The 15649-nt window shown below is 71.9% G+C and carries 15 protein-coding genes; 11 read left to right on the forward strand and 4 right to left on the reverse strand.

From position 1 onward, the window contains the following. The first annotated feature begins 152 nt into the window (after positions 1-152). The 7 genes from ABIE67_RS15365 (at position 153) to ABIE67_RS15395 (ending at position 7663) form a co-directional block, all read left to right on the forward strand. The gene (locus ABIE67_RS15365) at positions 153-773 is read left to right on the forward strand and encodes a toxin-antitoxin system, toxin component family protein (RefSeq protein ID WP_370257372.1); all 621 of its coding nucleotides are present in this window, start codon (positions 153-155) and stop codon (positions 771-773) included. Beyond that, the gene (locus ABIE67_RS15370; protein WP_370257374.1) at positions 770-1996 is read left to right on the forward strand and encodes an MAB_1171c family putative transporter; all 1227 of its coding nucleotides are present in this window, start codon (positions 770-772) and stop codon (positions 1994-1996) included. The genes ABIE67_RS15365 and ABIE67_RS15370 overlap by 4 nt, the downstream gene beginning before the upstream one ends. Before the next feature lie 454 nt (positions 1997-2450). Next, on the forward strand, positions 2451-3041 hold the full coding sequence (locus tag ABIE67_RS15375) for an XRE family transcriptional regulator (RefSeq protein ID WP_370257376.1): 591 nt from the start codon (positions 2451-2453) through the stop codon (positions 3039-3041). 130 nt (positions 3042-3171) lie between these two features. Further along, on the forward strand, positions 3172-3675 hold the full coding sequence (locus ABIE67_RS15380) for a toxin (protein ID WP_370257378.1): 504 nt from the start codon (positions 3172-3174) through the stop codon (positions 3673-3675). Beyond that, entirely contained in the window at positions 3672-4877 is a 1206-nt protein-coding gene (locus ABIE67_RS15385; RefSeq protein WP_370257380.1) for an MAB_1171c family putative transporter, read from the forward strand. The genes ABIE67_RS15380 and ABIE67_RS15385 overlap by 4 nt, the downstream gene beginning before the upstream one ends. Beyond that, a complete protein-coding gene (locus tag ABIE67_RS15390; RefSeq protein ID WP_370257382.1) occupies positions 4874-6055 on the forward strand; it encodes an MAB_1171c family putative transporter in 1182 nt (393 codons plus the stop codon). Before ABIE67_RS15385 ends, ABIE67_RS15390 begins: the two co-directional genes overlap by 4 nt. 207 nt (positions 6056-6262) lie before the next feature. Next, a complete protein-coding gene (locus ABIE67_RS15395; protein WP_370257383.1) occupies positions 6263-7663 on the forward strand; it encodes an FAD-dependent monooxygenase in 1401 nt (466 codons plus the stop codon). A 56-nt stretch (positions 7664-7719) separates the two neighbouring features. On the opposite strand, the gene ABIE67_RS15400 is transcribed toward ABIE67_RS15395, so the two are convergent. Both ABIE67_RS15400 and ABIE67_RS15405 read right to left on the reverse strand, forming a co-directional pair. Continuing rightward, entirely contained in the window at positions 7720-8571 is an 852-nt protein-coding gene (locus ABIE67_RS15400; RefSeq protein ID WP_370257385.1) for an SMP-30/gluconolactonase/LRE family protein, read from the reverse strand. Further along, positions 8568-9341, reverse strand: coding sequence for an IclR family transcriptional regulator (locus tag ABIE67_RS15405; protein ID WP_370257389.1), 774 nt, complete (start codon positions 9339-9341; stop codon positions 8568-8570). The genes ABIE67_RS15400 and ABIE67_RS15405 overlap by 4 nt, the downstream gene beginning before the upstream one ends. Before the next feature lie 256 nt (positions 9342-9597). Here ABIE67_RS15405 and ABIE67_RS15410 point away from each other — a divergent pair, with 256 nt between their 5' ends. The 4 genes from ABIE67_RS15410 (at position 9598) to ABIE67_RS15425 (ending at position 14104) form a co-directional block, all read left to right on the forward strand. Continuing rightward, positions 9598-11658, forward strand: coding sequence for a TerD family protein (locus ABIE67_RS15410; RefSeq protein WP_370268625.1), 2061 nt, complete (start codon positions 9598-9600; stop codon positions 11656-11658). A 272-nt stretch (positions 11659-11930) separates the two neighbouring features. Next, positions 11931-12458, forward strand: coding sequence for a DUF2269 domain-containing protein (locus tag ABIE67_RS15415; RefSeq protein WP_370257392.1), 528 nt, complete (start codon positions 11931-11933; stop codon positions 12456-12458). Between the two features lie 33 nt (positions 12459-12491). Then, the gene (locus tag ABIE67_RS15420) at positions 12492-13019 is read left to right on the forward strand and encodes a hypothetical protein (RefSeq protein ID WP_370257396.1); all 528 of its coding nucleotides are present in this window, start codon (positions 12492-12494) and stop codon (positions 13017-13019) included. Between the two features lie 230 nt (positions 13020-13249). Then, positions 13250-14104, forward strand: a complete 855-nt coding sequence (locus ABIE67_RS15425) for a hypothetical protein (protein WP_370257398.1) — start codon at positions 13250-13252, stop codon at positions 14102-14104. Positions 14105-14161: 57 nt separating this feature from the next. On the opposite strand, the gene ABIE67_RS15430 is transcribed toward ABIE67_RS15425, so the two are convergent. After that, on the reverse strand, positions 14162-15316 hold the full coding sequence (locus ABIE67_RS15430; RefSeq protein WP_370268627.1) for a PucR family transcriptional regulator: 1155 nt from the start codon (positions 15314-15316) through the stop codon (positions 14162-14164). A 140-nt stretch (positions 15317-15456) separates the two neighbouring features. Next, complete coding sequence (locus tag ABIE67_RS15435) at positions 15457-15609, reverse strand: hypothetical protein (RefSeq protein ID WP_167348315.1); 153 nt, start codon at positions 15607-15609, stop codon at positions 15457-15459. Positions 15610-15649: the final 40 nt, after the last annotated feature.

Consider the following 15649-nt stretch of genomic DNA (forward strand, 5'->3'; position numbering starts at 1 on the left):
GGGGATGCCACGGGGCGGGCGAGCGCCGGTCACCCTCGGCCGAAAAGGCGGTCGTTCCCGCTTGAACCACGGCGCCGGATCGCATGACGTGGACACGGGGGGCCGCGTAGGCTCGAACGGCCCGCCGAGCGGCGGGGGAAACAGGGGGTGCGATGGACATCGCGGGCGCGCGCAAGAGGGCCGCCCGGGTCGCTTCGGTGCTACGGCTGCGGCGCTCCGGCCCCGCTGCCGAGATGCGCGACCTGGCCTCCGAGCTGAGCGCCGCCCTGCGTACCAGACCCCACCCCCCGTCCGGCGTACGGGAGTTGTGCCGCGCGCTGTGCGCGGAGATGAGCGTGCGGCGCGGCGGGCGGCCCGTCGAGCTGCGGTTCGAGCGGTTCCCCGACGAGATCGAGGTGACCGGTCTGTGGGTGGAGTTCCAGGACTTCGACCTGGTCATCGTCGAGGAGCGGGCCGAGGCCGTGCAGCAACTGGTCATCCTCGGCCATGAGCTGTGGCACCTGCACGCCGGGCACGGCCACCACCACACGGACGGCACGGCGGCCGCGCACGCGCTCGCCGGCACGCCCGGCTGGAAGGACATCGCCCTCACGGTGGCCGCCCGCAACGGCTCCCGGGAGCGGGACGAGTCCGAGGCCGACGACTTCGGACACCGGCTGGCCGCCGCCTTCCGGCCGCTGCTGTCGGGCGCGGACGGCACGGACGACGCGCTTCTCGATCCCGTACAGCGGTCGCTGGGCTACCGCGGCCGACGGGGGGCCGGGGCACCGTGACGAGGCTGGCGTTGACCCCCGTCGACTTCGTGAACGAGTTCTATCCGAACTTCTGGTGGATACCCGCCGGGATCCTGGCCGCCGCCCTGGCCATCAAGCTGCCCAGCATCATCCGGCTCTGGAAGGACCCGCTGCTGCGCGCGGTCGGCGGGCTGCTGCTGCTCGCCTGCGCGGTGTTCGTGTTCGTGGCGCCGTCGACGATCGCACGGGTCAACCGGCTCACCGGCGTGCCGAACTTCTCGGGGCCCTGGGTCTACTCCCTGCTCACCGCGTTCTGCGCCTCCTGCCTGCTGCTGATCATCACCTGGCGCAACGGTTCGTCCGACCGCTCGGGCCGCACCCGCCGTGCCAGGCTTTGGGTCATCGGCGTCTACTCCTGCGTGATCGTCGCGATGTGGGTGCTGTTCGCCCTCGCGGACGTGCCCGTGGAGCGACTGCGGGACCTGGACACGTACTACGCCAACACCCCGTGCATGCGCGAGCTGATCCTGCTCTACCTGCTCGCCCACACCACGGCCGCCCTGATCACCAACTGGCTGATCTGGAACTGGATCCGCACCAACGGCCTCGACGCCTGGCTGCGCTGGGGCCTGAAGTTCCTCGGCACGGGCTACGCACTGCAGTTGGTCTTCGACGCCGTCAAACTCACCGCCGTGACGGCGCGTTGGGCCGGCCGGAACCTGGACTGGCTGAGCACGGCCGTGGCACCGCCGATCGCCTGTCTGTCCGCCGTCCTGGTCGCGGTGGGCTTCATCCTTCCGCACGCCGGCCAGTATCTGCACGACCGCTGGCGCGTCCGGCTCGCCCACCACGAACTACGGCCGCTGTATCTGCTGATGAAGACGGTCAACGGCGGTGTCCCCCTCGTCCTGCGCGCCACACCGGAGCTGCGGCTGATCCGCCGCGAGACGTTCATCCGCGACGCGCTGCTGCCGCTGACGCGGTTCATCGACGAGGAGCGGCGCGGGCGGTCCTACGACGCCGCCGTCGCCCTCGGCTTCGCACCGGAACGGGCGAAGGCACTGGCCGACGCGGTGGCGATCCTGGACGCCGTCGACGCCAGGGACCGGGCGCGGGAGGGGAACGGCGGGGGTGACAGCGACACCACGGCCCTGCTGCGGGAGATCGGCGCCGTGTCCCGGGCCCTGCGTCACACCGATGACATCCGGGCGGTGCGCGCCGAGGCTGCGGCTCGGGCGGAGCGTGCCCGGATCGCCAACTGACGGCGCTCTGAGGGGAGTTCCGCGCGCCGCGCCCCAAAACGTGCCGGGTGTCCAACCCGGGCATCCAACCGGGCCCCCGGGCGCCGCTCCCCCATAGGCGGCGCCCGGAGTGCCCGGGAACGGGCCGAGGCCACCTCGCGAACGGCGAGCCGGCAGTGCTCGCGTCCCCCGTCGAGGCGGACCTCGGCCTCATCCGGCCGCGTCGAGAGGCAGTGAGCGGCCGGAAGTCACATATCGCTCGTCGCATCGGTGCTTGTCGCGATTCGCGGATACGGAAGGCGTCCTTCTGTGACGCGATCATTGCCCGCTGTCACCCCGACTGTCAACTATTACTGCGAAAGACAGCAGCTTTCCCTGCCCAGCTGCTGGCTGCGACCCGATTCGACCCGGTACTCTCCCGTCAGCCCTCAACCACGGACCCGGCGGACCCGCCCAGGCAAACAGGGAGAACTCGGTGAGAGACGCCCACGCTTCCCTTGCCGAACTGCTGGAGCGCCTCAAGGAGCTGACCGGACAGTCGGACCGGCTGGCCGAAGCCCTGGACGTCGCCGCGCTGTCGTACCGCGCGGGCATCCCCACCGAGACGGTCGCCGACCTGCTGGCGGGCCGGAGCGTGCCGGAGACGAGCCTCGGCGACCGCGTCCGGCAACGGCTCGACTTCGTACGCGAGACCCGGCGCCGCCCCGACGGCAAGCGGTACTCACTGGACGAGCTGGCCAGGATCGCCGGAACGAGCAGACAGTGGCTGAGCGAGTGGCGCAGGAGCGGACTGCCCAGCCTGGAGCACGCCGACCGGATCCGCCGGCACTTCGACCTGCCCGCGGGCTTCTTCACCGCGGACGAGGCGGAGGCCCTGCACTCCGCGCTCCAGCCGGTGCTCAAGGACCTGGAGGCCAAGGCGGACCCGCTGGCCCCGCTGCGCACCCCCGGCTTCTACCGCCTCGCCAGGCGCGCACCGCACATGTCGCCGCGCAAGCTGCAGGCGCTGGCCGAATGGGCCGAGATGATCACGGAGAAGAACGCGGCGGACGAGGACGGCCTCTGAGGGCCCTGCCCGCGGTTTCCAGCCCGGTTTTCGGCCATCCTGGCCGACCACCGATGCAGGAGGTGGCTGAGACGCCACGGGACTTGGCATATTGCACGCAGTCGAACCTCCAGCAGCCACGGGGAGAACCGTGCGTACGAACAGGGAGATGCGTCGTCTCGCCGACGCCCTCATCGCTCCCATCCGCGTGCCCGTCCCCGCGGACCCCGAGGCCCTGTTCCAGGCCGTCGTCGACTCGGCCGTCCAGTGGCGTGGCCGCCCCATCGTCGTCCACCGGGAGGTCTTCCCGCCGCACACCGCCAGCGGGCTGTGGCTGGAGCGCGAGACCCACGACGACGTCATCGTCGACAAGCGGGCCGCCGTATGGCATCAGATCGTCATCTTCTGCCACGAGGTGTGGCACATGCACCAGCAGGGCGACACCACCGACGGTTCCCACGCGGCAGCGGCCCGCTCTGACTTCACGCTGGCCGACGAGCAGGAGGCCGACCGGTTCGGCATGCTGATGGGCCGTCGGCTGCGCACCTGGCTGGAGGCCTCGGCCAACTCCGTGTTCGCGGCCGACGGAGGCGACGCCCAGCACCTCGCCGGACGCATCGGGGCCGCGCTCAACTACCGCGGGACCCGGAGATGAACGGCCTGCTCGGCTACGTCAGCTGCGGGGTGCTGTGGCTCGGCCTGGTGGTGAAGGCCCCGGACCTGCTCCGCCACCGGCACGACCCCTATCTGCGCGCCATCTGCGCGGTGCTGGGCCTGGCCGGCCTCTGTTTCTTCCTCGGCGCCTCGCCCACCGTCGGCGCCGTCAACCGCGTCAGCGGCATCCCCAACCTGGCGGCGCCGCTGACGTACGCGGCGATCACCGCGTACAGCGCGGCCTCGCAGATCCTGGTCACCCTCTGGCGGGGCGGACCGGACGTGCACCGGACCGTCCGCCGCTGGGTCCTCGCCTACGCCGGGGTGGTCCTCGGCATCGCGACGGCGTTCGCGCTGGGCGAGGCCCCGGTGGAGCGCCGTACGGACCTGGACATCTACTACGCGACCACGCCGTATCTGCGCGAGATGATCCTGCTCTATCTGGCCGGGCATCTCACCGCCGCCGCCGTCACCGCGGTGTCGGCGCTGCGCTGGGCCCGCGACGTCCGCGGCTGGCTGCGCGCGGGGCTGGTCATGCTCGGCGGCGGCGCGCTGTGCGGTGCCGGGTTCAGCGTGTCCAAGCTCACCGCGGTGGGCGCCCGCTGGGCCGGCCCCGACTGGTCGCCGCTCGGCACGGACGTTGCCCAGTCGGCCGCCGCCCTCGGTGCCCTGCTGACGGTCGCCGGTGTCCTGACCCCCCTGGCCGGACCCAGATGGACGCAGTGGCGGCGGGCCTGGCGGACGTATGTGTGCCTCGCGCCCCTGGAGCGCGAGCTGGACGACATCCTCGCCCGCCGTTCGCTCCGTCTGCCACGCCCGCGCTGGTCCTCCCCCACCACCCGGCTGGTGTGGCGCCAGACGAGCATCCACAACGCGCTCAGCCATCTGGACACCTACCTCGACCGGAAGCTGTACGACGAGACGCTCCGGGCCGCGCTGGGGGCGACAGGCGATCCGGAGCGGGCCGCGGCGACGGCCTGGGCGGTGGTGATCGCCCAGGCGGCCAGGGGCGAGGCCTCGGTCGCGGCCCCCGTACCGGTCCGACGGCCCGCGCCCGCCGGTGAGTCCACGTGGTTCCAGGAGCGGGCGCCGCGACCGGACGCGCTCGTGCGCATCGCGGACGCACTGGCCACGTCCCCGCTCGTCCGCGGAGCCACGGTGAGGGCGACGACGCCGACCACGGAACGGAGCCCCGCCGTATGAGCCTTGTCGTCTACCTGGCCGCCGTCGCCCTCGCGCTGTCGGCCGCCGTACTGTTCCGGCGGCCGCGTACGACCGCCGGGAAGCCGTCGCCGACGAACCCGCTGACGGTGTCCACCTGCGTGGCGATCACGCTCGGCGCCGTCGTGTTCCTCTGCTCGGCACCGATGACCCTGGCCGCCGTCAACGACCTCACCGGCATTCCGAACTTCGGCGCCCCGCTGACGTACGGCCTGCTCTCGGCGTACAGCTGCTCGCTGCTGATCCTGCTGATCAACTGGCGGGGCGGGCCACGGGAGGGGGTGCGGCGGCTGGTGCTGCGCTGCATCGCCGTGTACGTCCCGCTGATCGTGGCCATCGTCGTACTGTTCGCCCTGGCGGACGCGCGGGTGGAGCGGCTGACCGACCTCGACACGTACTACGCCGACACGCCCTACATGAGCGCGATGATCGTGCTCTATCTGCTCGGGCACAGCGCGGCCATGGTGGCGATGTCCGTGGTGTGCGTGCGGTGGGGCCGTGAGGTCACCGGGCTGCTCAGGACCGGCCTGCGGCTGATCTTCGTGGGCGCGCTGCTGGATCTGGTGGGCTTCCAGCTGACCAAGTACACGGCCGTGGTGGCCCGTTGGTACGGCCACGACCTGGACTTCCTCTCCACGACCGTCGCCCCGCCGATGGCCGCGCTGGCCGCGCTGATCTGTTGCGCCGGCTTCGTGCTGCCGAGGCTGCTGCCGGCGGCCGTCGGACACTGGCGCGGTCTGCGCGACTACCGGAAGCTGGACCCGCTGTGGTCCCGAGTGGGGTTCGTGTCGACGGCCCCCAAGCCGCCCTCCCCCTGGTGGCAGCTGCCCGAGGAGCGGCTGCACCAGCGTGAGGTCGCCATCCACGACGCCCTGTTGGCGCTGGCACCGTACTTCGACGACCGGGTGCGGGAGCGGGCGCTGTCGGCCGCCCTGGGCGACGGCCGCCGCGCGCACGAGGCGCGGGTCGCCGCGGAAGCGGCCATGCTCACCACCGCGGCACATCGGGCGGCGGCGCGGGAGGAACCGCTGCGGACGCCGAGCACCTATCGCCTGCACGCCACGGAGGTGTCCGACACGGGCGGGCTGGTGGAGCTGGCGCAGGCCTTGGGGCGAACGGGGGCCGCGGACACGGTGCGTGAAGGTACGGTGAGAGCGTGAGCGCTCCGCCGGGAGTGCCGTTGGGGGAGTGCCGCGACATACCGTCGGTGGTGGTCTGCGGCGCTGTTGTGGCTGACCGCGACCGCGCGGCGGAGCCACATGCCGAATGCAGCCCCGCGCCCCTTCCGGGGCGCCGCCGAAACCGCGGGCGGGAACGCCGGCCGCGCGGCCGACCGCCCTTCCTGGGCGTTGAGTGCGAGGAGTTGCATGTCGCGTAGAGCTGTCGTCATCGGTGCCGGGTTGGCCGGCATGCTGGCCGCGGCGGCCTTGTCCACCGTCGCGGACCACGTGGTCGTACTCGACCGCGACGAGCTGCCCGACGGGCCCGAGCAGCGCAAGGGCCTCCCGCAGGGACGTCACGCGCATCTCCTCATGGCCGGGGGTCTGGCCGCGATGGAGGACCTGGTGCCGGGCGTGAGCATGCGCAAGCACCTCCTCGCCGCCGGCGCCCACGAGATACCACTCGGCTCGGGCATGATCGCCCTCACGCCCGAGGGCTGGTTCCGGCGCTGGCGCCACCCCGGTCCGCGGATGGTCACGTGCACCCGGGCGCTGCTGGACTGGGCGGTGCGGGTCGCGGTGCTGGCCGACACCGAGGTGGAGATCCGCAAGGCCCAGGCGCTGGAACTGACGGGGTCCGGACAGCGGGTCACGGGGCTGCGCGTCTCGACCGCCGCCGGGGAGGAGGAACTCGCCGCGGACTTCGTGGTGGACGCGAGCGGCCGGGGCTCACGGGTCGTCACCTGGCTGAAGGCGCTCGGCGTTTCGGACGTCCGCGAGAAGACGGTGGACGCGGGCCTGGTCAACGCCACCCGCCTCTTCCGCATCCCCGAGGGTGCCGAACGCTTCCCCCTGACCATCGTGCAGGCCAATCCTTACCTGGGCCGGCCCGGTCGCAGCGGGATGGTGCTGCCCATCGAGGGCGACCGCTGGATGGTGAGCCTCGCCGGCACGCGGGGCGGCGGCGAGCCGCCGTCGGACCCGGACGCCTTCCTCCGGTACACCCTGGATCTGCCCGACCCCATCGTGGGCCGGCTGATCTCCGGCGCCGAGCCCCTCACCGAGGTCCACGTCAGCCGGAGCACCAGCAACCACCGGCGGTACCTGGAGAAGGTCCGGGAGTGGCCCGAGGGCTTCGTCGTCCTCGGCGACGCGCTCGCCACCTTCAACCCGGCCTACGGGCAGGGCATGTCGGTCGCGGCCCTGGGCGCGCAGGTCCTGAGCCGGGAGCTGGGACGCACCGGCCTCACGGAGGCCGGCCTCGCTCGGCGTGTGCAGCGCGGGGCGGCCAGGTCGGTGGAGGCGGCGTGGCGGATGGCGGTGAGCCAGGACGTCTGGTTCCCCGGGACGCGGGGAGGCTCCCCCGGGGTCGCCGACCGCCTGGTCACCGCCTACACCCGCCGCATGATCCGCACGGCGACCGGCTCGTACGGCGCGGCGTCGGCGGTCTGGGACGTGACGAGCATGACGACGGGGCCGACGCGACTGCTACGGCCGTCGACGGTGCTGGCGACGCTGAGCGGGCCGCCGCTGCCGACGGCGGTGGGGGCGCCGTTGACGGAGGCGGAGCGGGGGGTTCTGCGCGCGTTGGACCGAACGGGAGTGTGAGGACCGAGGTGGCCGGTCGGGCGTGGCCGGCCGACCGGCCTCGGTCGGTGGACGGGTCAGCCGGCGAAGGCCGGCTGCGCCAGCCCCTTGCCCGCGCCCGGAACCACGAACACCGAGCCCGAAAGCGGCGGCGGTGAGGCGAGGCCCACGCGGGCCGTCGTGATGTACAGGTCGGTCAGGTCGGGGCCGGCGAAGGCGCACGCCGTGACCCGGGGTACCGGAAGTGGGATCACGCGGTCCAGCTCACCGTCCGGCGTGTAGCGGCGTACGGCCGCGCCCTCCCACAGGGCCACCCACACGCACCCCTCTGCGTCGACGGTGAGACCGTCGGGGAACCCTGCGCCGTCCTCGATCTCGGCGAGCGGGCGCCGGTTCCCGGCCCGGCCGTCCGCGAAGTCGAAGACGTCGACCCGTCGGCTCGGTGAGTCGATGTAGTACATGAGCCGCCCGTCCGGGCTCCAGCCGGTGCCGTTGCTGACCGCCACGTCGTCGAGGATCACGTCGACCGCGCCGTCCCCGGTGACCCGGGACAGAGTGCCGCCGCCCGGGGCCTCGTCGTAGCGCATGGTGCCCGCCCACAGCGAGCCGTCGGGGGCGACGGCGGCGTCGTTGGCGCGGCGGCCGGGCACGGGCTCGTGGTGCAGCCAGCGGAAGGAGTCGTCCGGGTCGAGCAGTCCGACGCCGTCCCGGAGGTTCAGCACGAGGCCGCCGCCGGCGCGCGGCTTGACGGCGCCGATGTGCTGCGGGGTCGTACGGACCGAGCGACGGCCCGAGACGGGGTCGTACGTGTGGATCCGGGACCCCAGGATGTCGATCCAGATCAGCCGGCCGCTCGCCGGGTCCCAGGTCGGGCCCTCGCCCAGCTCCGCCTCGGCCCGCACGGCCACCTCGTACGCGGTCGCCGTCATGCCACGCTCCGGTGCCCGAGACGCTCCGACAGTTCGGCGGCCCCCTTGGCGGCGAGCTGCTCCAGCTCGGCGCGCCGGTCGTCGCTCCAGCGGATCATGGGGACGGAGATGGAGAGGGCGGCGACGACCTGCCCGGTACGGTCCCGCACGGGCGCGGCGACGCACGACACGTCCGGGTTGGACTCCCGGTTCTCGACGGCGATCCCCCGCTGCCGGATCCCGGCGAGGGCCTCGCGCAGGGCGCCGGGGTCGGTGATGCTGTTGGGTGTCATGGCGATGAGGTCGGCATCGTCCGCGATGCGGGAGGAGAGCTCCGGCTCGGAAAGGGAGGCCAGCAGCATCTTGCCGACGGACGTGCAGTGGGCGGGCAGCCGCCGCCCGGCGGCGGACACCATGCGCACCGCGTGCGTCGAGTCCACCTTGGCGATGTAGATGACGTCGGTGCCCTCGAGGATGGCCACGTGCACGGTCTCGTCACAGGTCTCCGCGACGGACCGGGCGACCTGCTGCCCCTCGGCCGCCAGGTCGAGCTGCTCGGCGTACCGGCTGCCGAGCTGGTACGGCCGTACGCCGAGGCGATACCGTCCCGGCTGGCCCGGCACCTGGACGATGTACGACCGGGCGGCGAGCGTGGTGACCAGCTCGTGCACGGTGGTGCGCGGCAGCTGGAGCTTGCGCACGATGTCGGGGGCGGACAGCGTGCCGTCCCCGTCGAGGAAGAGCTCGAGAATGTCGAGAGCCCGGGTCACGGCTGGTACGAGGCGTCCCACGTCCGGCACCCTCCCTTGGATGTCAGGCTGCGTTCGAAATTTCAACAGCCGATCGGAATAACGAACACAGGCTACTCAAAGTGCGTTTACCCCGGCAATGGCCTTGCGCCTACCGACTCGAAAGCTCCGCGGGCGCGATGTACGGCCAGTACCGTTTCCCATGTGCGGCTTGTCACACTCTGCCGCACGGGGAGGGACCTGGGGCGGTCGCATACGCACACCCCCGGGTGAGCGATATGGGGGTTCTGTGCACGAAATGGTCATGGGCTCGAACGTCACGCTGACGGCCCTGAGCGAAGACGTCGGCTCGGTGATCGTCAGCCTGGGCTGGGTCAGCCCGACCGGTGAGGGCGACGCCGACGTGTCCGTCTTACTGCTGGACACCAACGGAAAGGTCCGCAGCGACGCCGACTTCTACTTCTACAACAACCCGGTGGCCGCCGACGGCAGCGTGCAGCTCCTGGGGAAGACACCGACGGAGGACGGCAACGAGGACCGGATCTCCTTCGACCTGACAGCGGTCCCGCCGGATGTCGAACGGATCGTCGTGGCCGCGAGCCGGTACGGCGAAGCCCGCTTCGGAGAACTGGAGAACCTCCAGGTGAGGCTGGCCGACGCGGCCGGTGAGAGCCTTCTCCGCTTCTCCGTCGGCGACGCCGGGTCGGTGAGCGCGATCATCTTCGGCGAGTTGTACCGGCGCGGTGAGGACTGGAAGTTCCGTGCCGTCGGGCAGGGGTACGACTCCGGGCTGGCGGGTCTGGCGACGGACTTCGGCGTGGACATCGACGACGACCCGGAGGAAGACGGCGAGGTCTTGGACGGTACGGCGGTCGAGGCTGCGCCGAGCGAGGCCGGGACCGGTGAGCCGGTCGACATGCCGCTGGGCTCGGCCCCCGAGCCCACTCCCTCCGGCTCGCTGGACGCCGTCCCGGCTCCCCGCCGGTCCGTCGACGAAGCCGGACCACCCAAACCGGCCGCCGCCCGGCCCCGCACCGCGAAGAAGAGGGTCTCCCCGCCCAGCACACCGCCGAAGTCCCTGGCGGAGAACGATTCTTGGCGGCCTGCCAGGCTCTTTCCCGTCTCGGCGCTCAAGAGCGACCGGGACCGGGAGATGCGCGCCACCTCGGTCCTGCTGTCGGTCATGGCCCAAGTACCGCGGTTCGGCAGGCGGCTCACCGCCGCGTTCGGGGCTCCGTCCGGCCGTATGGAGACGTTCACCGAGGTGTCCCTGCCCCACGGCGACACTCCCCGGCGCCCCGACGGAGTGATCCGCATCGAGCGTGCCGGCAAGCTGTGGACGGCGCTCGTCGAGACCAAGACCAACGGCAACGCCCTCAAGGACGACCAGGTCCAGGCGTACATGGACATCGCTGCGCGGCGCGGCTACGAGGCCGTGATCACGGTGTCGAACGACGTCGCACTGGAGGGAAGTCCACTGGTCGATGTCAAGATCGACCGGCGGCGCAAGCACAAGGTGGCGCTCTGGCACCTGTCGTGGGCCGAAGTCGCCCATCAGGCACAGCTGCTCATCCGGCACGAGGGAGTCGGCAACGCGGCGCGCACCTGGCTGCTCCAGGAACTGCTGCACTATCTCCAGCACGAGAACTCCGGTTGCCACGGGTTCCAGAACATGGGCTCGGCGTGGGTGCCGGTACGGAACGGCATCAGCGACGAGACCCTGTGCCAGGGCGACCCTCGCGCCCTCGAGGTGGTCGAGAACTGGGAGCGGCTCATCCGCCAGGTGTGTCTCAGACTCGGCGGCGAACTCGGGCAGAAGGTGCTGCCCGCTCAGCGCACCAGGCGTGGCACCGACCCCGGAGCCCGCCGGGCTCAGCTGGCCGACCAGCTGTGCCGGGAAGGGAGGCTCCAGGCGGAGCTTCGGGTGGAGCAAGCTCCGGGCCTGCTCGCGATCAGCGCCGACCTGCGCACCGGCAAGCTGCGCACGTCCGTCGAGATCCCCGCACCGGGGCAGGGCTATCCCCTGACCTGGGCCAAGCGCCTGGTTCGCCGTCTCGCCGAGGCACCGGCGGACCTGCACGTCGAAACCCTGGTGGAAGGCGAGATGGGCGGCCCTCGGGGCACGCTGGAGCGGCTGCGCCCCGAGCCGGCGGACATGCTGCCGAAGGGCGGGGCCACTCGGATCAAGGGATTCCGTCTGTCCCTCTTCAAGGGCATGGGAAGCACCCGAGGCAACACCGAATCCGGCTTCATCCGCAGCGTGGACGACGCCGTGCACCGCTTCTACACGACGGTGGTGGTCCATCTGGACCGGCCGGCCCCACGACGGGCCACTCCGAAGGAACCCGCCGAAGCGTAGGTGCGGACGGGGGTCGTCGCCGCATGGCCCCCGTGGCCCGTCCATCCCCTCGGTGGGCCCCTTCAGCGGTGAGGCGTTGGTGGAAGCCGGGGCGGTGCGCCACACGAACTCCGTCCGGAAGCCGCAGACGGAGCAGCCGGAGTGCCCCCGGGTACGCCGACGCCAGTACACGGGGTTACTCCCGCTGTCAGACGTGCTCGCCGCCCGCGCCCGGCACGGTGTTGTGCATGCCTTCCACGCCGTCTTCCTCATCCTCTTCCTCTTCCTCTTCCATGAAGCTGAGCCGGCCCGTTCGCCGGGCCGCCCTCGTCGTGCATGTCGTCGCCTCCGCCGGGTGGCTCGGCCTCACGCTCGGACTGCTCGCGCTCGGGATCACCGCGGCCACCGCCGGGTCCGCGGTGGGCGTGGAGGCGTCGGTGCGGGGCATGAAGCTGTTCGCCGACTGGCTCCTGCTGCCGGTGGCGTTCCTCACGCTGGTCAGCGGGCTGGTGCTGTCCCTGGGCACGCTGTGGGGGCTGGCGCGGCACCGTTGGGTCTACACCAAGTTCTGGGTGACCCTCGGCACGACCACCGCCACCGTCTTCGCCCTGCGCCCCGGCGTGAACTCCGCGGTCACGGCCATAGCGGCGGGCGGACCGCTGCCCGACGCCGGGGACGTCCTGTTCGGGCCGATCGTGTCGCTGTCCGCGTACGTCTTCATGACGGCGATCTCGATCCTCAAGCCCTGGGGGCTGACGCGACGGGGCCGACGTCTGCGCGCCGCGTCCCGGCCCGCCCCACGCGCCCGTCAGAATGCCTGAACTGCTCCTCGACGGCTCTGGCAGGATGCGCGCATGGGGAACACATGTGCGTGGCCGGTGCTGCGGACCACGGACCTGGGGGAGGCCCTGGACCTCGCGGAGCGGCTGCTGGCGGTCACGTCCTGGTACGACCCGTCCTGGTGCCATCTGGATGCCTGGGCACACAGTGAGAGCGAGCTGCGCCTGCTGACCGACGCCTTTCCCGGTGCCGGAGTCAGGTCGTACGGGGTGGACGGTGCCCTGTTGCCCGCCAACGTGGCCGTGGGAGTCGAGACCGTCGCCGAGGCCCGCGACACCCTTGCGACGGGCATGGCCATCACCCGATGCCACGTCCTCTGGCACAACCTGAAGTGGCCCCCGGTCCCGGAGCTCGGGCTGGACGAGGAGTACAAGTACGCGGAGCTGGAGGTCGCGTGCAACAGCCATGACATCCACTGCGGGGAGTGGGCGCCCGAGCACACCGTCTTCGTCCACGCACGTCCCGGACACGACGCGCGAGCCGCCTGGCTGGCGGCACAGGTCGACGCACGGGTCGTCGGCCCCTCCGAGGAAGGCTGGTGACGGTGACGGGGCCCGCCTCGGGCGCGGCGGTGATCCTCTCGTACGACCAGGATCGAACGACGGTGCGCAGCTGCGCGCCGTACTGCTCCGGCACGCGCCTCGGGTGAGACGGCTGGCCGGGTTCTGAGGGAGCACGGGTACTGCCGCACAAGCGCCGCGCGGCAGGCAACCTCCACCGCCCCTGCGGCGACCACCTGGTGAAGTCCCGTCCCCCACCAAGGGAGTTCACCATGCGCACCCGCCTAGCACGTCTCGGTGCCGTACTCGCCGCGGTCATCGCGTTGATCGCCGCGCCCGCCGTCACCGCAGCCCCTGCCCAGGCCGCCGACCAGTGGTCCCCGCCGGCCAACCTCGTTCAGCCCCTGGGCGAGGTCTGGAACCACGTCGAGTCGACCTACCCCGACCTCTACGGCTTCCGGAACTACGGCTGGGACCAGGTCATGGCCAACCGGGGCAGCGTCAACTACTGCGTCCGCTGGGAGTCCGACGCCCCGGTCAGCGCCGCCCTGCGCGACCAGATCCACGCCGCGCTGAAGAAGCAGTTCGGGAAGTGGATGGCCGCGATGGTCGAGAGCAACGGCAGCGGGCACAACGCCTGGCCGTACACCAACGTCCCCGTCAACATCGTCGGCTGGGCCGTCAAGAACCGGTCCACCCTGCAGTGGAGCGACAACTCCGTCGACATCTACGCCGGGCTGCTCGACGGGGGCGGCGCCCCGCAGTGCGCCCCCGACTGCGGCCGTTTCTTCCACCAGGACGGCAACTACTCCAGGTGCCCGGGCGGCGCCGCCCGCCACTACGACCAGTCCCTCTGGCTGACCAAGGGCTTCCAGGGCGGTGCCGGCGGCGACTGGGGGCAGCGGGTCGGGCAGGAGTACTTCACCTCCGCGCTCGGCCAGGAGAACATCCACATCTATCTGCACGAGGTCGGCCACACCTTCGGCCTCGACGACTTCTACGACTGGTCCCCGACCGGCCAGTGCTGCTTCCTCATGAAGGCCGGATCCGCCGCGCAGATCACCGAGTTCGACAAGTGGATGTTCCGGGACTTCTGGCGCCATCTGAAGAGCCGTTACGGCCTCTGAGCCGCACAACGAACACCAGCAACCCCAGGCCCCTGGGAACCCGAGGAACACCAGCGGCTAACGGGGGCTCTCCCCCAGCGCCCCCTTCAACCGCTGCGCCCGCAACACCAGCTCCAACTCGAACCGCCGGTCCGGGTCGTCCATCTCGTCGCCCCACAACTCCCGGATCTGCCGCAGCCGATAGCGGACCGTCTGGGGATGAACCCCCAGGCGGGCCGCCACCTCCGGCGCCCCGCCCCTGGTCTCCAGCCACGCCAGTAACGTCTCCGCCAGCCGCCGCCCGTGCGTGGGCCCGCAGTGCTCCAGCGGCGCCAGGCACCGCACCGCCAGGTCGTCGATCAACTCCTCGGGCTGTAACAGCACCAGCGCCTCGGTGTGCTCGGTGCAGTACAGGACGTCGCCGGCCGGCAGCAGCCGCCGTTCCATCAGGCGTACGGCCGCCTCGGCCCAGCGCAGCGACTTCGCCGCGTCGGCGAGGGGAACCGGCGGGCCGATCGCCCCCGACCAGCCGGTCAGGGCCCGGTGCAGCAGTTCGGGGCGGCCGCCGGCGTCCGGCTCGGGGACGACCATGCGCGGCTGCTCGTACTCCATGTCGAGCAGCACCCCCTGCCCCACGGCCGGCGCCATCGCCTCCCGCGCCGGGCGCAGCAACACGCCCACGGCGACCTTCTCGGGCAGCGGCCAGCCGATCCGGGCCGCCCGCTCCGTCAGCGCGTCCGCCGGGTCCCCCCGGTGGTGTTCGGCCAACAACAGTTCCATCAGGCGGCGTTGGAGACGTAACCGCTCGCCGGCCTGGCGCGCCGCCGCCTCCGCGTAGCCGCGGACCGACTGGTCGACCAGGCCGTCCAGGTACTCGTAACCCGCGTCCACCAGCTCGTACATCGCGGGCGGCGGGATCTCGACGCGCTGGCCGATCTCGGCGAAACGACGCCAGGCCAGGCGTACGCCCATCCGGTAGATCGCCTGGAGCGAGTCCAGGGAGCGGCCGCCCAGGCCCTCGCCCCGGCCGAACTCCTGGAAGACACCGGGCGGGACGGTCGGGCGGCCCTCCGACGTCTCCAGGTGCTGGACGAAGACCTCGATCGCGCGGCGGATGCCGACCAGGGCCATCGGTTCGCCCGACTCGTCGAGGACCAGGGGCAGATGCGGGTACTCGCGGCGGATCTCGCGCAGGATCTCCTCGGCGAGGGCCGGGGCGTCCGCCATCGCCAGCTCCGCGAAACGGCGGACCTGGAAGCGGGGTACGTCCCGCCAGGCCGATCGCGTGGCGACGGCGGGGGAGGTCGCGGCGTGAGTGGAGGGAGTGGCGGAGGCAGCGGACGTGGCGGGGGTGGCAGGCGTGGCGGCCACGGTCAACTCCCCTGGCCCGCTTGCTCGTAGGTGATCAAGGGTGTGTTCGGCTGGTCGGGCGTCGCTTCCAGCAGCGCGACGACGCCGAGCGCGGCACCCACCGCGAGTACGGCGGCGAGCGCGACGGTCAGCGCGGCGGCGAGCAGTCTGGACATCGCAGGGTCAGCCTCTCTGCATCCGGAGGTCGTCCCCACC

This window comes from Streptomyces sp. V4I8, from assembly GCF_041261225.1.
In the GTDB taxonomy this organism is placed as follows: Bacteria; Actinomycetota; Actinomycetes; order Streptomycetales; family Streptomycetaceae; genus Streptomyces.